Source organism: Achromobacter insuavis (assembly GCF_902859645.1).
GTDB lineage: Bacteria > Pseudomonadota > Gammaproteobacteria > Burkholderiales > Burkholderiaceae_B > Achromobacter > Achromobacter insuavis.
The window spans coordinates 1-17091 of the sequence record NZ_CADIJR010000031.1 but is presented as its reverse complement, the minus strand read 5'-3'; the positions used below and the strand labels follow the sequence as shown (position 1 = coordinate 17091).

15 protein-coding genes are annotated in these 17091 nt (G+C 66.8%); 3 read left to right on the top strand and 12 right to left on the bottom strand.

The features are described from left to right. Positions 1-74: 74 nt before the first annotated feature. The 9 genes from H0523_RS16605 to H0523_RS16565 all read right to left on the bottom strand — a co-directional run bounded on the left by H0523_RS16605 (position 75) and on the right by H0523_RS16565 (position 8521). Positions 75-1472 (bottom strand): 4Fe-4S binding protein, encoded by a 1398-nt coding sequence (locus H0523_RS16605; protein ID WP_054429696.1) that lies wholly within the window; start codon positions 1470-1472, stop codon positions 75-77. 48 nt (positions 1473-1520) lie between these two features. Next, positions 1521-2369: an FTR1 family iron permease gene (locus H0523_RS16600; RefSeq protein WP_054429508.1), complete on the bottom strand. Its 849-nt coding sequence runs from the start codon at positions 2367-2369 to the stop codon at positions 1521-1523. A gap of 13 nt (positions 2370-2382) precedes the next feature. Continuing rightward, positions 2383-2736 (bottom strand): cupredoxin domain-containing protein, encoded by a 354-nt coding sequence (locus H0523_RS16595; RefSeq protein WP_054429509.1) that lies wholly within the window; start codon positions 2734-2736, stop codon positions 2383-2385. A gap of 2 nt (positions 2737-2738) precedes the next feature. Continuing rightward, positions 2739-3275, bottom strand: coding sequence for an iron transporter (locus H0523_RS16590; RefSeq protein ID WP_006393588.1), 537 nt, complete (start codon positions 3273-3275; stop codon positions 2739-2741). 224 nt (positions 3276-3499) lie between these two features. Next, on the bottom strand, positions 3500-4069 hold the full coding sequence (gene phaR, locus H0523_RS16585; protein ID WP_006393587.1) for a polyhydroxyalkanoate synthesis repressor PhaR: 570 nt from the start codon (positions 4067-4069) through the stop codon (positions 3500-3502). 120 nt (positions 4070-4189) lie between these two features. Beyond that, positions 4190-4927, bottom strand: coding sequence for a 3-ketoacyl-ACP reductase (locus H0523_RS16580; protein ID WP_006393586.1), 738 nt, complete (start codon positions 4925-4927; stop codon positions 4190-4192). A gap of 82 nt (positions 4928-5009) precedes the next feature. Beyond that, complete coding sequence (gene phaC, locus H0523_RS16575) at positions 5010-6647, bottom strand: class I poly(R)-hydroxyalkanoic acid synthase (RefSeq protein ID WP_054429510.1); 1638 nt, start codon at positions 6645-6647, stop codon at positions 5010-5012. A 123-nt stretch (positions 6648-6770) separates the two neighbouring features. Next, entirely contained in the window at positions 6771-7535 is a 765-nt protein-coding gene (gene pgeF / locus H0523_RS16570) for a peptidoglycan editing factor PgeF (protein ID WP_054429511.1), read from the bottom strand. After that, entirely contained in the window at positions 7523-8521 is a 999-nt protein-coding gene (locus H0523_RS16565) for an RluA family pseudouridine synthase (protein WP_054429512.1), read from the bottom strand. Before H0523_RS16565 ends, pgeF begins: the two co-directional genes overlap by 13 nt. 107 nt (positions 8522-8628) lie before the next feature. Between H0523_RS16565 and H0523_RS16560 the strand changes: the two genes are divergently transcribed. Then, on the top strand, positions 8629-9417 hold the full coding sequence (locus tag H0523_RS16560; RefSeq protein WP_006393582.1) for an outer membrane protein assembly factor BamD: 789 nt from the start codon (positions 8629-8631) through the stop codon (positions 9415-9417). 97 nt (positions 9418-9514) lie between these two features. On the opposite strand, the gene yoaA is transcribed toward H0523_RS16560, so the two are convergent. Next, on the bottom strand, positions 9515-11602 hold the full coding sequence (gene yoaA, locus H0523_RS16555; RefSeq protein WP_054429513.1) for a DNA repair helicase YoaA: 2088 nt from the start codon (positions 11600-11602) through the stop codon (positions 9515-9517). A 229-nt stretch (positions 11603-11831) separates the two neighbouring features. Here yoaA and tex point away from each other — a divergent pair, with 229 nt between their 5' ends. Together tex and H0523_RS16545 are read left to right on the top strand one after the other, a co-directional pair. After that, entirely contained in the window at positions 11832-14213 is a 2382-nt protein-coding gene (tex, locus tag H0523_RS16550) for an RNA-binding transcriptional accessory protein Tex (RefSeq protein ID WP_054429514.1), read from the top strand. A gap of 313 nt (positions 14214-14526) precedes the next feature. Beyond that, positions 14527-15030, top strand: a complete 504-nt coding sequence (locus tag H0523_RS16545; protein ID WP_054429515.1) for a hypothetical protein — start codon at positions 14527-14529, stop codon at positions 15028-15030. A gap of 97 nt (positions 15031-15127) precedes the next feature. Here the strand turns inward: H0523_RS16545 and H0523_RS16540 are convergent, their stop codons facing one another. Next, positions 15128-16480: a tryptophan--tRNA ligase gene (locus H0523_RS16540; protein WP_054429516.1), complete on the bottom strand. Its 1353-nt coding sequence runs from the start codon at positions 16478-16480 to the stop codon at positions 15128-15130. A 142-nt stretch (positions 16481-16622) separates the two neighbouring features. Then, positions 16623-16946: a DUF3325 domain-containing protein gene (locus H0523_RS16535; protein WP_054429517.1), complete on the bottom strand. Its 324-nt coding sequence runs from the start codon at positions 16944-16946 to the stop codon at positions 16623-16625. Positions 16947-17091: the final 145 nt, after the last annotated feature.

The window sequence follows — 17091 nt, the reverse complement described above, 5'->3', positions numbered from 1 at the left end:
ACGGCCGCCTGCGGACAATGGCAGGCGGCATTTGCCGTGCGGAACGGGCAGGTTTTCCGGTGATTGCTCGGTCTTTACCAGATGGCGAAGAACAGCACCCAGGCCCAGCAGAACGGCGCCAGGCCGGCGGCCAGCACCAGCCACGCCGCGCTCTTGCGCGCCAGGCTTACCGGGCGCTGGTTGAGCAACCGCGCGAACAGGCGCAGGGTCCACAGCACGGCCAGCGTCAGCAGCGTGAAGCGCACCGGCGCTGCCCAGGCCGCGCGCACGCCTTCGTGCTTGAGCAGGTTGATGGTGGTGGCCGACAATCCCAGGAACACGCCGATGCCGGCCGACGGGATCAGGCCCTGCGCCAGCTTGTGCAATCCCGGGCGGAACCAGCCGCCCGCGGGTTGCCCGTCCACCGGCGCCGCCGGCGCCAGCCGGTCGGCGATCCACAGCGACAGGAAGCTGGCGCCGCCGATGCAGATCGTGGCGCCCACCACGAACATCATGATGCCGGCGCCATCGAGCCAGGAAAAGCTGTCGTTCACTTCCGGATAGTGCGTCAGGATGAACCACGGCGCGTTGTCCATCAGCGGCCACATGATGTCGTGCTCGACCAGCCAGGTCGCGGCCCACTGCTTGGCCGTCACATACCAGGGGCTGGCGCTCCAGAGGAACGCGCCCATGGCGATACCCATCAGGCCGAAGCACAGCAGCACGGTCTGCCAGGGTTCGCCATCGGTGACGCTGACGACTTCTTCCTCGGGCGAACGCGGCGTCAGCTCGATGGCGCCGCGATAACCGCTGCAGCGGCCGCACACGTGACAGTCGCCGGCACCCTTCATGTGACGCAAGGGCACCAGCGGCGCACAGTTGATGGGTTCGATCCGGATGACCGGATGGCGCCACTTTTCTTCGTTGACCTTGAAGTGCCACGGCGCCAGCTTGGCCAGCAGGTTGAAGACGCCGTTGACCGGACAGAGGTACTTGCACCAGACCCGCTTGCTGCGGCCATAGCGCCAACCGACGATCATCGCCGCCACGGTCGAACCGCCCAGCACCGCCAGCACCGCCAGCGGGTACTGGTAGACACTGACCAGCTGGCCGTAGATGGTGGTGAGCGCGAAGGCCACGAACGGCCAGCCGCCCCAGCGCATCCACTTCGGAATGGCATGCCCCTGGCCGCGTTCGCTGGCCCATTCGGTGAGCATGCCCTCCGGACAGAACCAGCCGCACCAGGCCCGCCCCAGGATCGGCATGGAGATCAGCACGAACGGCCACCACACGCCCCAGAAGGCGAACTGGGCCACGATGGTCAGGTTGTTGAAAACCGATGCCGAATTGTCCGGCAACGGCATGATGGCCGGCACGATCAGGAGGAAAGCGTATATCGCAACAATGCCCCACTGCAGCTTGCGCAACAGAGGGGCATGGTCTCGGAGAAAGTCGGCGATACGGGAGGTTGCCCTCCCGAGTGCAGCTGCCATGGTCAAACCTTCATTAATTCAGTCCGATGAATGGGTCGGAATCGGCGGTCAGGAAGCGGCGCGGGTGGCCGCGACCGGCGCGGGCTTGCCGCCGACCCAGCGCAGCAACGCCCAGACCACGATCCAGTACGCAACCCACAACAATACCGAGATCAGGGCAGGCAAGGCGCGATAGCCCGCGAAATCAGCCAGAATCTTGCCAACGCCGGTGCTGTCGCTCAACAGCCACGAGCTGTCCCAGACCGGGTCGATGATGGTCGGCAGCACGTCCAGCGAAATCAGGTGATCCAGGCCGCCCACCAGCAACGAACCGGCCAGCAGCAGCAACAGGATTTCGGTCACGCGGAAAAAGCGGCGCCAGGTGATGAGCTTGCCGCCCAGCTGCAGCAGCCAGAAGGTCAGCAGCGCCACCAGGAAACCGGCCACGCCGGCCAGCGCCAGCATCAGCATGTCGCTGCCGCCCTCGCCCGCCGCGACGGTGCCGTACAGGAACACCACGGTTTCGCTGCCTTCGCGGGCCACCGCGATCGCCACCAGGACGAACAGGCCCCACCAGTTATCGTTGGCCACCGAGGAACGGGCGCCGCTTTCGAGCTCGCCCTTGAGGGTGCGGCCGTGCTTCTTCATCCACACGACCATCTGCACCACCAGCACGCACGCCGCCAGCGACATGATCGCCTGGAACCATTCCTGGCCTTCGTCGCTGAGCCACGACGACACACCCAGCAGCACCAGCGCCAGCGCGATTGCCAACGCCAGGCCCGCGCCCACGCCACCCCACAGATACTTCAGTCCGCGCTTGCCTTCCGGCGTCGCGCGCAGCCAGGTGTACAGAATGCCCACCACCAGCATGGCTTCGACGCTTTCGCGCCAGACGATGAAAAGAACCTGTTCCATGTAATGCGGCCGCCTATTCCTTGGGCTTGACGATCAGGGTGCCTTTGACCGCCTGGTGAAAATCATCGAAGAACGGATACTCGCCGGGGCGCGAGATGGTGATGACCACGAACGACTTGACGCCGGGGCCGAGCACCTTTTCCTTGCGCAGCGGAATGCTTTCGAATTCGACCGGCTCGTTGCTTTCGTTGATCAGTTCGATCTTGAAGCGGCCGGCCGGGACTTCCAGCGTGGCCGGTTCAAAGGTGCCGTTGGGCTTGAACGTCAACGTGAAGGTAGGCAGTTCGTCCGCCTGCGCGGGCGCCATGCCGGCCAGGCCAGCCAGGCTGATCAGCAGCGCGGTGATGACGCGAGACAGGCGACGCACGATCAGTAACCGCCCTTCTTGCCGGTGCCGGCGTAGACGAAGTCATATTCGAGTTCGATCGGCTTGAACCAATCACCCACCCCGGTTTCCTTGTCGATATGGCGGCCGAAGTGGTTCATCTTGTTGGCCGTCGGCGGCAGGATGGTGTACTTGAGCTTGTACTTGCCCGGGCCTTCGAGCTTGATGTTCTCGCCGTAGTGCGGGCCGTCGTTGGCCACCATGGGCATGAGCTCGCCCTTCTGCACGTTCTGGCTGCCGACCTTCTGGATTTCGTAGTTCACGACCAGGTAGGGCATCCATTCGCCTTCCGGGAAACCGGTGGGGTTGCCGGCGGTGGCGTGGATGTCGGCTTCCAGGTGGACGTCGGAATCCTTGGCGGGACGCATCATGCCCGGGGGGTCCATTTCGATCGGTTGCAGGTAGACCGCGCCGATTTCCATGCCGCCTTTTTCCACGGGCTTGCCGATGGGGTATTCGGCCGCTTGGGCGGCGGACACGCTCAAAGCGACAATGGCCAGCGCCAAGGCTTTCTTCATCATGTGGGTCATCCTCAAAGCTCGATTGAAACGACGGTGTTCAAAACATAAACAAGAACCGTTTGCATTAATGTAACGAAAAAATCTGACATATCCCTGAATCGGAATAGTCCGAAACAAGAGGATGCTTGCGTCCGGTCAAGCCAAAAGAAAGCCGGCGGAGCAAAATTGCGCCGCCGGCTGGCCGGTTTTCAGGTCCGCGGCCAGGCCGCGGTCCGGAGGATCCGCTACGGCTTGCGGCCGCCGCCCTGCGAACCGCCTGGCGTGAACGGGAAGTTCGAGAACATGGCACGGGTCTGGTCTTGCATCTGGTCCTGCATTTGCACGAACAGGTTTTTGCTCTGGTCGATGTAGTTGTTCATCATGTTCTGCAGCATCGGCGTCTGCACGTTCATGAACTGGGTCCAGGCCTCGGGGCCGAACTGGCTGCCGTACAGGCCCTTGGACTGCTCGGCCATGCGTTGCTGGATTTCCATGAAGGCCTGGATGTTCTTTTCCAGGTAGGAGCCCATGATGCCCTGCATCGCGTGGCCGTAGAAACGGATGATCTGCGACAGCATGTTCGAGGAGAACATGGGCATGCCGCCGCTTTCCTCTTCGAGGATGATCTGCAGCAGGATGCTGCGCGTGAGGTCCTCGGCGCTCTTGGCGTCGACGACCTGGAATTCTTCGTTGGCCAGGACCAGTTGCTTGACATCCGCCAAGGTGATGTAGGTGCTGGTCCGGGTGTCGTATAGGCGACGGTTGGGGTATTTTTTAATCAGGCGCAGGCTGGCGCCGGTTTGTGCTTGCGTCATGGTTGTCCCCGGATCGGGCGATCTCTAAGACTTCGAATAGGGTGAAGTGTAATGCCGCGGCGCCTTCTCCCCGAAGCGCCGCGGCCTGGAAAGGCCGCCCCGCGGGCGACCCGCGATGGGTCAGCCCATGTGCAGGCCGCCGTTGAGCGAGAAGTCCGCGCCGGTGGAAAAGCCGGACTCGTCGGAAGCCAACCATGCCGTCATCGACGCGATTTCCTCGGGCGTGCCGAGGCGGCGCACCGGGATGGTGGCGACGATCTTCTCGAGCACGTCGGGCCGGATGGCGCGCACCATGTCGGTCCCGATGTAGCCGGGCGAGATGGTGTTGACGGTGACGCCCTTGCTCGCGACTTCCTGGGCCAGCGCCATGGTGAAACCATGGATGCCGGCCTTGGCCGTGGAGTAGTTGGTCTGGCCGAACTGGCCCTTCTGGCCGTTCACCGAGCTGATGTTGATGATGCGCCCCCACTGGCGCTCGACCATGCCGTCGATGACCTGCTTGGTCACGTTGAAGAGGCTGTTCAGGTTGGTGTCGATGACCGCGCGCCAATCGTCGGCGGTCATCTTCCGGAACAGGCCGTCGCGGGTGATGCCCGCGTTGTTGACCAGCACATCGACCTGGCCGAGTTCCGCCGTGATCCGCTCGAAAGCGGCGACGGTGGAATCCCAGTCGGACACATTGCCGACGGAAGCATGGAAGGTATATCCCTGCGCCGCCTGCTCATCCAGCCATTGCTGGTAATTGCGGCTCGGGCCGCAGCCTGCCACGACGCGAAAGCCCTCTTTGGCCAAGCGTTGGCAAATAGAGGTGCCGATCCCGCCCATCCCGCCTGTAACGTAAGCCAGTTTTCCGCTCATTGGACTTCCTCCTGTGTGCGACGGACGCCTCGTTGATTGACTTCTACTTCTTATTGGCCTGGGGCCCACCGCAAGCGCGGCTTCAGGCGGCCCTGACCTTCACATACCTGCCAGGCGCCGGCTCGATCGGCCGGTATCTGGCGTTACCTGATTTTGCACGAGCCTTGACCTGCTTGCCGGAATGCCCGGCCAGCCAGCTGGCCCAGTCGGGCCACCAGCTGCCCGGCTTTTCCTGCGCCTGCGCCAGCCAGGCGTTGGGATCGCCCGGCAGCGGCCGGCCCTCGGCGCCGGCGCCTTCGGCCACCCAGTAGCTGCGGCGCTTCTTGGCCGGCGGATTGACCACCCCCGCGATATGGCCCGACGCGCCCAGCACGAAACGCTGCGGACCGCGCAACACCTGGGTCGAGGCGTAGGCCGAGACCCACGGCACGATGTGATCTTCGCGCGAACCGAAAATATACGCCGGCATCGACAGGCGCGTCAGGTCCAGCGGCAGGCCGGCGGCCTGGGCGCGACCCGGCACCTTGAGATTGTTCTCGAGATACGTGTTGCGGAAGTACCAGGAAAAGAACGGACCCGGCAGGTTGGTGCTGTCGCCGTTCCAGAACAGCAGGTCGAAGGCCGGCGGCTTCTGGCCCTTGAGGTAGTTGCCGACGACGTAGTTCCAGACCAGCTCGTTGGGCCGCAGGAACGAGAATGTAGTGGCCAGGTCGCGCCCCGGCATCAGCCCGCCGGCGCCCAGTTGATGGTCGCGCAGCAAGGCGTGGGCCTCGTCGACGAAGACGCTCAGGATGCCGGTGTCGTGGAAATCGAGCAGCGAGGTCAGCAGCGTCAGCGCCGCGACCGGATGTTCGCCGCGCGCCTCGGCCAGCGCCAGCGCCGAGGCCAGCATGGTGCCGCCGACGCAGAAACCGAGGGCATTGACCTGCGGCTGGCGCGTGATGTCGCTGGCCACGCGCAGCGCCTGCAGCACCGCGTCATCGAGATAGTCGGACCAGGTGGCGCGGTCGACACCGTCGGTGTCGCTGGCCAGCGGATTGCGCCAGGAGATCAGGAAAACGGTGAAGCCCTGCTCGACCGCGTGGCGCACGAACGAGTTGTCGGGCTGGAGATCGAGGATATAGAACTTGTTGATGTTCGGCGGCACGATCACCAGCGGCACCTCGTGCACCGTGGCCGTGGTCGGCGCGTACTGGATCAGCTGGAACAGCGGATTCTCGAACACCACCTCGCCGGGCGTCACCGCGACGTTGCGGCCGATCTCGAACTGGGCCTCGTCGGTCTGGGTGATGCGGCCTTTCTTGACGTCGCCCAGCAGATTGGCCAGGCCCTCGTTCAGGGCGCGGCCGGCGCTTTCGACGATGGATTGCTGGGCATCGGGATTGAGGGCCAGGAAGTTCGACGGCGACAACGCGTCGACCCACTGCATGATCGAGAACCGCAGCCGGTCGCGCATCGGTTCGCTGACCTGGGCGGCGTCGACCATGCGCGACATGGCGCGGGCCGACAGCAGGTAGGTATGGGCCATCAGCAGGTGCTGGCCATTGGCGGCCCAGGCCTCGCCGGCGAAGCGCCGGTCGGCCAGCGGGGTCAGCGCGCCGCGACGGGCGTCGTCGCACAGCCGCTGCCATTCGCGCGAGAATTCAGCCTGGATATCGGCCAGGACGTCCGGAGCCACGCTCACCGGAAGGGGCCCTGAGGCGGAGAGATTGGCATTCACTTCGACACCTTGTTATCGAGACTTCCCGATTGATGTTGCATGTCGGGTTCAGCGCTGTCAATGCGGGTATTCAATGAGGCCAGCAAGGCTAGCCGCCCGCGCGTGCGGCCGCTTTGCGCTGGATCAGTCCGGATCGAGCCAGGCCAGCAAAGCCATCCTGCCGGTCTCGCTGTCGCGGCGGTAGGAAAAGAAGCGCCCGGCGTCCGCCACGGTGCACAGGCCGCTCAGGGTGACGTCCTGCACGCCGGCCCGGCACAGGCGGAATTCGGCCAGGCCGGCCAGGTCGGCCAGCCATTTGCCCGGCACGCCGGGACGCGGCCGGAAATAGCGCTCGGCGGCGGGATCGTACGCCATGAAGGCGTCCAGCACGTCGCGGCCGACCTCGAAGGCGTCCGGCCCGATGCCGGGGCCGACCCAGGCGCGCCAGGCGGTTGCGCCCGGCGCCTTGGCGCGCATGGCGGCCAGGGTGTTTTCCAGCACGCCGCCGGACAGGCCGCGCCAGCCGGCATGGGCCGCGCCCAGGACGCGGCCATCGGCATCGGCGATGACCACCGGCAGGCAGTCCGCCACCATCACGGCCAGCACGCGGCCCGGCTGGGCGGTGACGCTGGCGTCCAGCGCCGGCTCGTCGGGCAGGTCGGCGGCGTCGGCGTCGATCACATCGCTGCCGTGCACCTGGCGCAGCCACAACGGCTCGGCCGGCAGCGCCGCGCGCAGGCGGCGGCGGTTCTCGGCCACGGTGTCGGGATCGTCGCCAGCGCGGCGGCCCAGGTTGAGGGTGTCATGCGGCGCCACGCCCACGCCGCCGGCGCGGGTGGTGCAGAAATAGTTGACGCCGGCCCAGGCGGGGCCGGTCACCACGGGCAAGCCTTCCATCACGCGTTCCATGCGATCGCTTCCTGAACCAGGGTCATGTCGGCCGGCATCGGGGCGGCGAACTGGACCTCGCCGCGCCCGCCCGGATCGTCGAAATGCAGGGCGCGGGCGTGCAGCATCTGCCGCTGCGCGCCCGCGATGTTCTTGCCGCCGTAGATCGTGTCGGCCAGCAGCGGATGGCCGAGGCTGGCCAGATGCACCCGGATCTGGTGGGTGCGGCCGGTTTCCAGGCGGCAGACAACCTCGGTGACGCGGCCGCCGGGATCGACCTGGCCGCGGCGCGCGGGGGCGTAGTGGGTGATGGCGGGTTTGGGCGCCACCGGCCGCTCGACGCTCATGCGCACCGGCACGCGCGGATCGCGGCCGATCGGGCGGTCGACCTTGCCGGCGGCGGCCAGCCAGCCATGCGCCAGGGCGACGTATTCACGCCCCATGCTGCGCGCCTGCAACTGGCGCACCAGGTGGGTCTGCGCGATTTCATTGCGCGCCACCACCATCAGTCCGGAGGTGTCCTTGTCCAGCCGGTGAACGATGCCGGCGCGGGCCACCTGCGCCAGTTCGGGGTAGCGATGCAGCAGGCCGTTGAGCAGCGTGCCGCTCCAGTTGCCGGCGCCGGGATGCACCACCAGGCCGGCGGGCTTGTTCACCACGATCCAGTCGGCGCTTTCGTCGACCACGGGGAAATCGATCGGTTCGGGGGCGAAAGCCAGGGTTTCGGGCGCCGGTTGGGCCCAGACCGTGAGTTCGTCGCCCGGCCCCACCGTCTGGCGGATCTTGCCGGGCGCGCCGTTGACGTGGACGTTGCCGGCCTCGATCCAACCTTGCAGCCGGCTGCGGGAATGATCCGTCAACAGACCGGCCAGCACCTTGTCCAGCCGGTCGGCGCGAGTGCCCGCGGGCACCGTTACAAATTGCGGTTCGCCGCGCGGGTTTTCGCCGGGAAGGCTCAGGAGTTCATCGTCGGAAACGAGATCTGCGCTGATGGCTGTATCAGACATGGAGACAAATCATATAATCAGCCTGCCATGCTAACACCAAGGATACGATTCTCGTGATTCACCACTCCGCAGCTCCCTTGAACCCCGCCTCCCGAAGCGGGTCGGTTTTGCGCGTGGTTATCGCGCTATTTGCCGTCATCGCGATCGCCGGTTGCGGTTCGACCAACAGCAAGTACGACAAGACCACCAACTGGAGCGCCGAACAGCTCTACGCCGACGCCAAGGCCGAAATCTCCTCGGGTGGCTGGAAAGAAGCGCGCGAGCGCCTGACCGCCATCGAGAGCCGCTATCCCTTCGGCGTCTACGCCCAGCAGGCCCTGCTGGAACTGGCCTACGTCAACTGGAAGGACGGCGAAAACGAACAGGCGCTGGCCGCGATCGACCGATTCCAGCAGCTCTACCCCAACCATCCCGGCACCGACTACGCGCTGTACCTGAAGGGCCTGATCAATTTCACGCCGGCCAGCGCGTTCATGAGCAACATCACCGGCCAGGATCCGGCCGAGCGCGACCCCAAGGGCCTGCGCGCGTCCTATGACGCGTTCAACGACCTGATCAAGCGCTACCCGGACAGCAAGTACACCCCGGATGCCATCAAGCGCGTCGCCTGGCTGGTCAACACCATCGCCATGAACGAAGTGCACGTGGCCCGCTACTACTACGAGCGCGGCGCCTACATCGCCGCCGCCAACCGCGCGCAGACCGTCATCACCGACTTCGAGGGCGCCCCCGCCACCGAAGAGGCGCTCTACCTGATGGTGCAGTCCTACGACAAGCTCGGCATGACCGAGCTGAAGAACGACTCGCAACGCGTGTTCGACAAGAACTTCCCCAACAGCTCGTTCAAGGACAAGGGCCTGAAGGCCGACAAGAGCTGGTGGAATCCGTTCAACTGAACACCGCCCGCATGGGAAAAGCCCCTCGATCTCTCGAGGGGCTTTTTTTGCTCTGTCGTCCTGGCGTCCTATTTTTGAGGACGTGCTGCCCGCCGCCCTATTCCTGCTTGCGGCGGTAGAAGGCCAGCACCTCTTCCAGTTCGCGCGTCCGCGCGAACGGCGGCAGGCCACGCCAGAGGCGCTTGCCGTAGGGCTTCTCGACCAGGCGGGCATCGCCCACCATCAGCACGCCCCAGTCCGATTCCGTGCGGATCAGGCGGCCGGCGCCCTGCTTGAGCGAGATCGCGGCCTCGGGCAGCTGGTATTCCGAGAACGGATTGCCGCCGTGGGCGCGACAGGCCCGCAGCCGCGCCTCGATCACCGGATCATCCGGCGGCGCGAACGGCAGCTTGTCGATCGCCACCAGCGTCAGCACGTCGCCGGGCAGGTCGATGCCCTCCCAGAAACTGGCGCTGCCCACCAGCACCGGGTGCGTCAGCTTGCAGAAGCGGTCCAGCAGGTCGCGGCGCGTGCCCTCGCCCTGCTTGAGCAGCGGCCAGTCGTGGCCGGCGTCGTCGAAAGCGTCGGCCAGCAGGTTGGCGACCTTGTCCACGGCGCGCAGCGTGGTGCACAACACCAGCGTGCCGCCCGGGCTGGCTTCCAGCAGCGGCAGCAGCGTCTGCACGAAGCGGTCCAGGAACTGCGGCGATTGCGGCTCGGGCATGCCGCGCGGCACGAACAGCAACGCCTGCTCAGGGTAGTCGAAGGGTGATTCCCACTTGCCGGTGCGGGCGCGATCCAGCCCCAGCTGGCCGGTGAAATGGGTGAACTCGCCGTTCACCGACAGCGTGGCCGAGGTCATGATCCAGGCCTGGCCCGGCTTGCGGTATTTGGAGAACGCCTGCGCCACGGACAGCGGCGCGGAATGCAGCCGCACGTGATGCTGGCCATGCTCGACCCAGCGCACCGCCGGGCCGGTCCATTCCACCGCCGCGGCTGCGCCTTCGAGAATCGCGGCGGGCGTGGACAGGCCATCGCCCAACGCCGATTGCGGCGCCGGCGCGGGCGCCTGGTCGTCGCGGCCCCAGCCTTCGTCGTCGAAGCCGGCGCCGTCGCGGCCCGGCGTGGCCCAGCGCTTGAGGCGCACGGCGATCTCGGCGCCGCTGCGGGCGGCGGCCACCAGGTCGGGATGGCGTTCGGCGACCGAGCCCAGCGCGTTGGTGGCGATGTCCACCGCCTCGCGCAACACCGCCAGCGCGGCATCGAACTCGTCGGCATTGGGAATGGCCTCGAACGTGGCCTTGCGCCCCGGCAGCCGCTCGAGCGGCGCACAGACCAGGCGCAATTCGCGCGTGGCCGTTTCCAGGTGGCGCGCGACGTCGCTCCATTTGGTGGCTTCGCGCGCATAGGCCAGGCCGGCGGCCTCGAGCGCGCGGCCGAAGTCCAGCAGTTGGTGGGTCGACACGCTGCTGCCGAGAAAGCGGGTGGCCGTGTCGGGCAACTGGTGCGCTTCGTCGAAGATAACGGTGTCGGCTTCGGGCAGCAGGTCGGTGACGCCCTCTTCGCGCAGCACCAGGTCGGCCATGAACAGGGCGTGGTTGACCACCACCACGTCGGCCTCCTGGGCCTGGCGGCGGGCCTTCACCACGAAGCAGTCGCGGATGCGCGGGCACTCCTGACCCAGGCAGTTCTCGCGGGTCGAGGTGACGCGCTGCCAGATATCGGCGTCTTCGGGCACTTGCGCCAGGTCGCCCCGGTCGCCGGTCTTGGAAATGCCTGCGAACACCTGGATCTGGCGCAACTGCTGGATTTCGGTGCGCGACTTCAGCGCGCGTTCGTCGCCCTGCAGCCGTTCCAGGTGGTAATGGCAGACGTAGTTGCCGCGGCCCTTGAGCAGCGCGGCGGTGACCGGCGCGGCCAGCGCGGCGCGCACGCGCGGCAGGTCGCGGGTGAACAGTTGGTCCTGCAGGGTGCGCGTGCCGGTGGAAATCAGCACCTTGCCGCCCTGGATGAAGGCGGGTACAAGGTAGGCCCAGGTCTTGCCGATGCCGGTGCCGGCCTCGGCCACCAGCGTGGCGCGGTCCTGGATGGCCTCGCCTATGGCCTGCGCCAGTTCCACCTGGGACGGGCGCGGCTTGTAGCCGGGCATGGCCGACGCGAGCGGGCCGTCCTCGGCGAAGAATTCGGAGATGTCCAGGTCCAGCATTGAAACAGCCAGGCATCGCGGTCGACCGCGCGGATCAACGGTCGGGACGCCTGACCCTGAATAGGGTGGGAAAGGACCAAATGATACCCGCTGGCGCCGCTCTTTTCCGCCGATCGCGTCGCAAACGCCGCATCCCGTGGGGACGGATCTGTCCCGCCTGGCACGTTCTGTAACAACGGCTTATGGCACAATCCGCCCCTTGTTTTTCCTTTTTTGCCGTCGTATCGAGATGTCTGAAACTTCCGTTATCACGAACGTCGCCGCCGGCGTCGACAATGCCCGTATCGTTGCCCAGCTCGCCACCGAGCTCGGCGCACGCGCCTCCCAGATCGCCTCCGCGGTGGAACTGCTGGACGATGGCGCCACCGTGCCCTTCATCGCGCGCTACCGCAAGGAAGCCACCGGCGGCCTGGACGACACCGTCCTGCGCAACCTGGAAGTGCGCCTGGGCTACCTGCGCGAGCTCGAAGAGCGTCGCGGCGCGATCCTCGAATCGATCTCGCAGCAAGGCAAGCTGACGTCCGAACTGCAGCAGGAAATCGCCAGCGCCGACACCAAGCAGCGCCTGGAAGACTTGTACGCGCCGTACAAGCCCAAGCGCCGCACGCGCGCCCAGATCGCCCGCGAGGCCGGCCTGGAGCCGCTGGCAGACGCCATCCTGGCCGACCCGGCCTGCGATCCGGCCGCGCTGGCCGCGCAGTACCTGAATCCCGAAGCCTCGATCAACGACGCCAAGGCGGCGCTGGACGGCGCCCGCGACATCCTGGCCGAGCGCTACGCCGAAAACGCGGACCTGCTGGCCGACATGCGCGAGCATCTCTGGTCCACCGGCTACCTGTATTCCAAGATGGTCGAGGGCAAGGAAACCGAAGGCGCCAACTTCCGCGACTGGTTCGACTTCAACGAGCCGCTGCGCACGCTGCCTTCGCACCGCATCCTGGCGCTGCTGCGCGGCCGCCAGCAAGGCGTGCTGGAAATCCGCCTGGGTCTGGAAACCGAGCTCGAAGCGCAACTGCCGCACCCCTGCGTGGCGCGCATCGCCGGCTTCCTCAAGCTCGGCAACGGCCTGTTCGCGCTGGACGCCTCGCCGCGCGCGCGCTGGCTGGGCGAAGTGTGCCGCTGGACCTGGCGCGTCAAGCTGGTGACGGCGTTCGAAAGCGAACTGGTCGGCCGCCTGCGCGAGACTGCCGAGGCCGAAGCCATCCGCGTGTTCGCCGCCAACCTGAAGGACCTGCTGCTGGCCGCGCCGGCCGGCCCCAAGGCCGTGCTGGGCCTGGACCCCGGCATCCGCACGGGCTGCAAGGTGGCCGTGATCGACCGCACCGGCAAGGTCGTCGATACCTCCACCGTCTACCCATTCGAGCCGCGCCGTGACCGCGACGGCACCATCAATACGCTGGCCGCGCTGGTCGCGCGCCACAAGGTCGACCTGATCGCCATCGGCAACGGCACCGCCTCGCGCGAAAGCGAGAAGCTGGTGGGCGACATGCAGGAGCGCTTTCCCGACCTGAAGGTGACGCGCGTGGTCGTATCCGAGGCCGGCGCCTCGGTGTACTCGGCATCGGAAACCGCCGCGCTCGAATTCCCCGACCTCGACGTGACGCTGCGTGGCGCCGTGTCGATCGCGCGCCGCCTGCAGGATCCGCTGGCCGAACTGGTCAAGATCGATCCCAAGGCCATCGGCGTCGGCCAGTACCAGCACGACGTCAACCAGCGCGAGCTGGCGCGTTCGCTGGACGCCGTGGTCGAGGATTGCGTGAACGCCGTGGGGGTCGACGTCAACACCGCCTCCGCCGCGCTGCTGGCGCGCGTGTCGGGCCTGAACTCGCTGCTGGCCAAGAACATCGTGGCCTGGCGCGACGAGAACGGCGCCTTCCCCACCCGCGAACTGCTGCGCAAGGTGCCGCGCTTCGGCGACAAGGCCTTCGAACAGGCCGCCGGCTTCCTGCGCATCCCCAACGGCGACAATCCGCTGGACGCCTCGTCGGTGCACCCGGAAGCCTATCCGGTGGTCGAGCGCATCGTGGCCAAGATCAAGGCCGAGGTGAAGCAGATCATCGGCCAGCGCGACGCGCTCAAGGGGGTGTCGCCGTCTGATTTCACGGACGAGCGTTTCGGCCTGCCGACGGTGCGCGACATCTTCGCCGAACTGGAAAAGCCCGGCCGCGATCCGCGTCCCGAGTTCAAGACCGCGCAGTTCAAGGAAGGCGTCGAGACCCTCAATGACCTGTATCCCGGCATGGTGCTCGAAGGCGTCGTGACCAACGTCGCCAACTTCGGCGCGTTCGTCGACATCGGCGTGCACCAGGACGGCCTGGTCCACATCTCGGCGCTGGCCGAGAAGTTCGTGAAGGATCCGCGCGACGTGGTGCGCGTGGGCCAGACGGTCAGCGTGAAGGTGCTGGAAGTGGACGTGGCGCGCAAGCGCGTGGCCCTGACCATGCGCATGAACGACGCCGCCGTGCCGGCCCGGCGCGGCGCCGACGCCCCCAAGGGCGGCGATCGTGGCGGCCGCCGCCCGCAAGGCGACAGTGGCCGCGGCAACGCCGGCGGCGGCAGCGGCGCGATGAACAGCGCCATGGCCGACGCGTTCGCCAAGCTCAAGCGTTGATCCCCCTCCCCTGGCCGCTCCCGCGGGAGCCGGCCAGGCGGCATCCGGAAGTCCCCCAACCGGCGCTCAGGCGCCGGTTGTCATTCAACTAAGGACTTTCCCTCAAAGCTTCCCCTTCCTTGCGTTGCCTCAAGCCGGGCGCAACAAAAATAAGGGAAAATATCGAATTGTGTCCAAATAATAATAAGCCGGCGGATCGGGCTCACCCGGCGGAAGCAAACCCATGATCAGGCGAGCTGCGGCGCAAGCGTCTATCGGGTCGAAGCACAAGAAAAACAGCGCCATACCTGAGAGACCGGAGATCCGTCCCGCCATGCGCAACACGATTACGCTTGCCGCCAACGAAACGGCAATCATCACCGAGAAAGAAGCCAGCCTGAGCGGCGCCTACAACGAAGTCACCCTTGGCCAATATGCCCACCTGACCGTGGACGGCGCCGAAGTCACCTTCAAGCACATCACCCTGGAACGCCTGGGCAGCCGCGTCATCGAGCTGTGCAATGGCGCGCAGCTGCACGTCGGCGCGCTGGGTTTCGCCAGCATGGGTGCCAGCATCATCTACCGCATCGGCGCCGGCTGTGCGCTGACCTTCGACGCCAGCCAATGGGATCCGGAAGTCGTGGCCAACACCACGTTCGATTTCGTCAGCCAGGGCAGCGGCACGCTCAAGTACTTCCCGTTCATCAACCCGGAATGGCTCGACTGTCCCACCGTGACGGGTTATTCGGAAGGCGACATGCTGGAAATCGCCGGCCAGGGCAGCGCGCAACGATTCCAGGTGCGCGACGGCCGCATCGTTTCCGCCAACGGCCGCTAGGCACGGCGCCCGGCGCGCGGCACGGCGGCCTTTCCTTGCGGATACAAACGACAAGGGCGGCGCGATGGCGCCGCCCTTGTCCTGCGCCCGCGCGGCGTTATTCCTGCGCCATCGAGCGCAGCGCGTCGCGCGCCTTCGCCAGTTGCGCCTGGACGTCGCCCTGGGCGCCGGCGGGCGCCGTCGCCACGGTGGCGCCGTCCAGCACCGCCGCCAGGCCCTCGGCCGTGGCTTGCAGCAGGGTCTCGGGCGATTCCGCCTGCAGGCGGCGCATCAGCACGCCGGCTTCCTTGGGATCGGCAAAGCGCTGCGACAGCAGCAGTTCCTCGCCATCGGCGGCCAGGAAACGGAAGCGGAAGCCGCCATCCTCGTCGCGGAAGCTGACGAAACGCGCGCCCTTGCCCTTTTCCTTCTTGGCCGGCGCGTCCTTGCCCGGCGCCTGCGCGTTCAGGTTGCGCAGGCCGACGGCCTCGCGCAGCTCGCGCATCATCGGCACCGCCAGCTTGCGCGCCTTGACGGCGCCGGCCTGCAGCACGTCCTCGATGCGGCCGGGGTTGGCCATCAGGTCGAAGTAGCGCTCGCGCATCGGCGCCAGCAGGTTCTCCAGGTGATCGTAGAGCGCCTGCTTGGCTTCGCCCCAGCCCAGGCCCTCCTCGAGCTGCTTGCGGAAGGCCACGGCCTGTTCGTGCGTGGCGAAGGCACGGTAGATGGTGTACAGGTGCGAGCCTTCGGCGTCCTTGGGTTCGCCCGGTTCGCGCGAGTCGGTGACGATGCGCATGATCGAGGCGCGCAGCGCCTTGGCGCCGCCCTCGAACAGCGGGATGGTGTTGTTGTAGCTCTTGGACATCTTGCGGCCGTCCAGGCCCGGCAAGGTGGCCACGTCTTCTTCGATGGCGACCTCGGGCAGCGTGAAGTATTCACGGCCGTACAGGTGGTTGAAGCGCTGGGCGATGTCGCGCGCCATTTCCAGGTGCTGGATCTGGTCGCGGCCCACCGGCACCTTGTTGGCGTTGAACATGACGATGTCCGCGGCCATCAGCACCGGATACGAGAACAGGCCCATGGTCACGCCATCATCGGGATCCACGCCCTTGGCCACGTTCTGGTCGACCGAGGCCTTGTACGCGTGCGCGCGGTTCATCAGGCCCTTGGCCGTGACGCAGGTCAGCAGCCAGCTCAGTTCCGGGATCTCGGGGATGTCCGATTGACGGTAGAAGGTCACGCGCTCGGGATCGAGCCCGACCGCCAGCCAGGTGGCGGCGATTTCAAGCCGCGAGCGGGCCACGCGGGCCGGATCGTCGCACTTGATCAGCGCGTGGTAGTCGGCCAGGAAGAAAAACGCGTCGACGCCCGGTTGCGTGCTCGCCTGGACCGCCGGGCGGATCGCGCCAGCGTAGTTGCCGAGGTGGGGGGTTCCGGAGGTGGTGATGCCAGTGAGGACGCGGGTGTTCATGGACGATGCGGGCGTTTGCTTGGTGAAACACCCAGTGTAACGTGCCGCGCGCGGCGCCTGGATGGCATGGGATCGCCCGGGCGCGGCGGCGGCCCTTCCCGGCCGGGTTCGACGCCCACGGGGCGTCAGGGCAACGCCGCGGCTACAGGACGGCCAGCAGCGGCGCGGCCAGCGCGCACAGCCCGCCGGCGGTCAGCGCCGCGCGCGGGCGGAAGGTCAGGAACCAGATCAGCAGCAGGCCGGCGATGCTGAGGATGCCGATCCATTCAACGGTGCCGTAGCTCCAGCCCCAGACCGCGGCCGAGGCGCACAGCGACAATGCCAGCGCCAGCCAGCCGAAGGTGCGCAGCGGCACGCGGTGGCGGCGCGGCAAGGCGCGGTCGAACAGATCCTCGTAGTGACGATCCATGCCCAGGCACAGGGCGGAGAATCCCGCGTAGGCAAGGCAGAAGGCGGCGAGCGTCATGGCGTATCACCTCGGTTCATAGGCGGCTTCGGAAGGGGAATGCGAGGGCGTCAGTTCGGACGTGGCGGCGGGGCGGGTGCGAGCCTGGACGGGCGCGGCAGGCGCGGCGGCCGTGGCGGGCCTGGACGTCGCGGCAGGCGCGGCG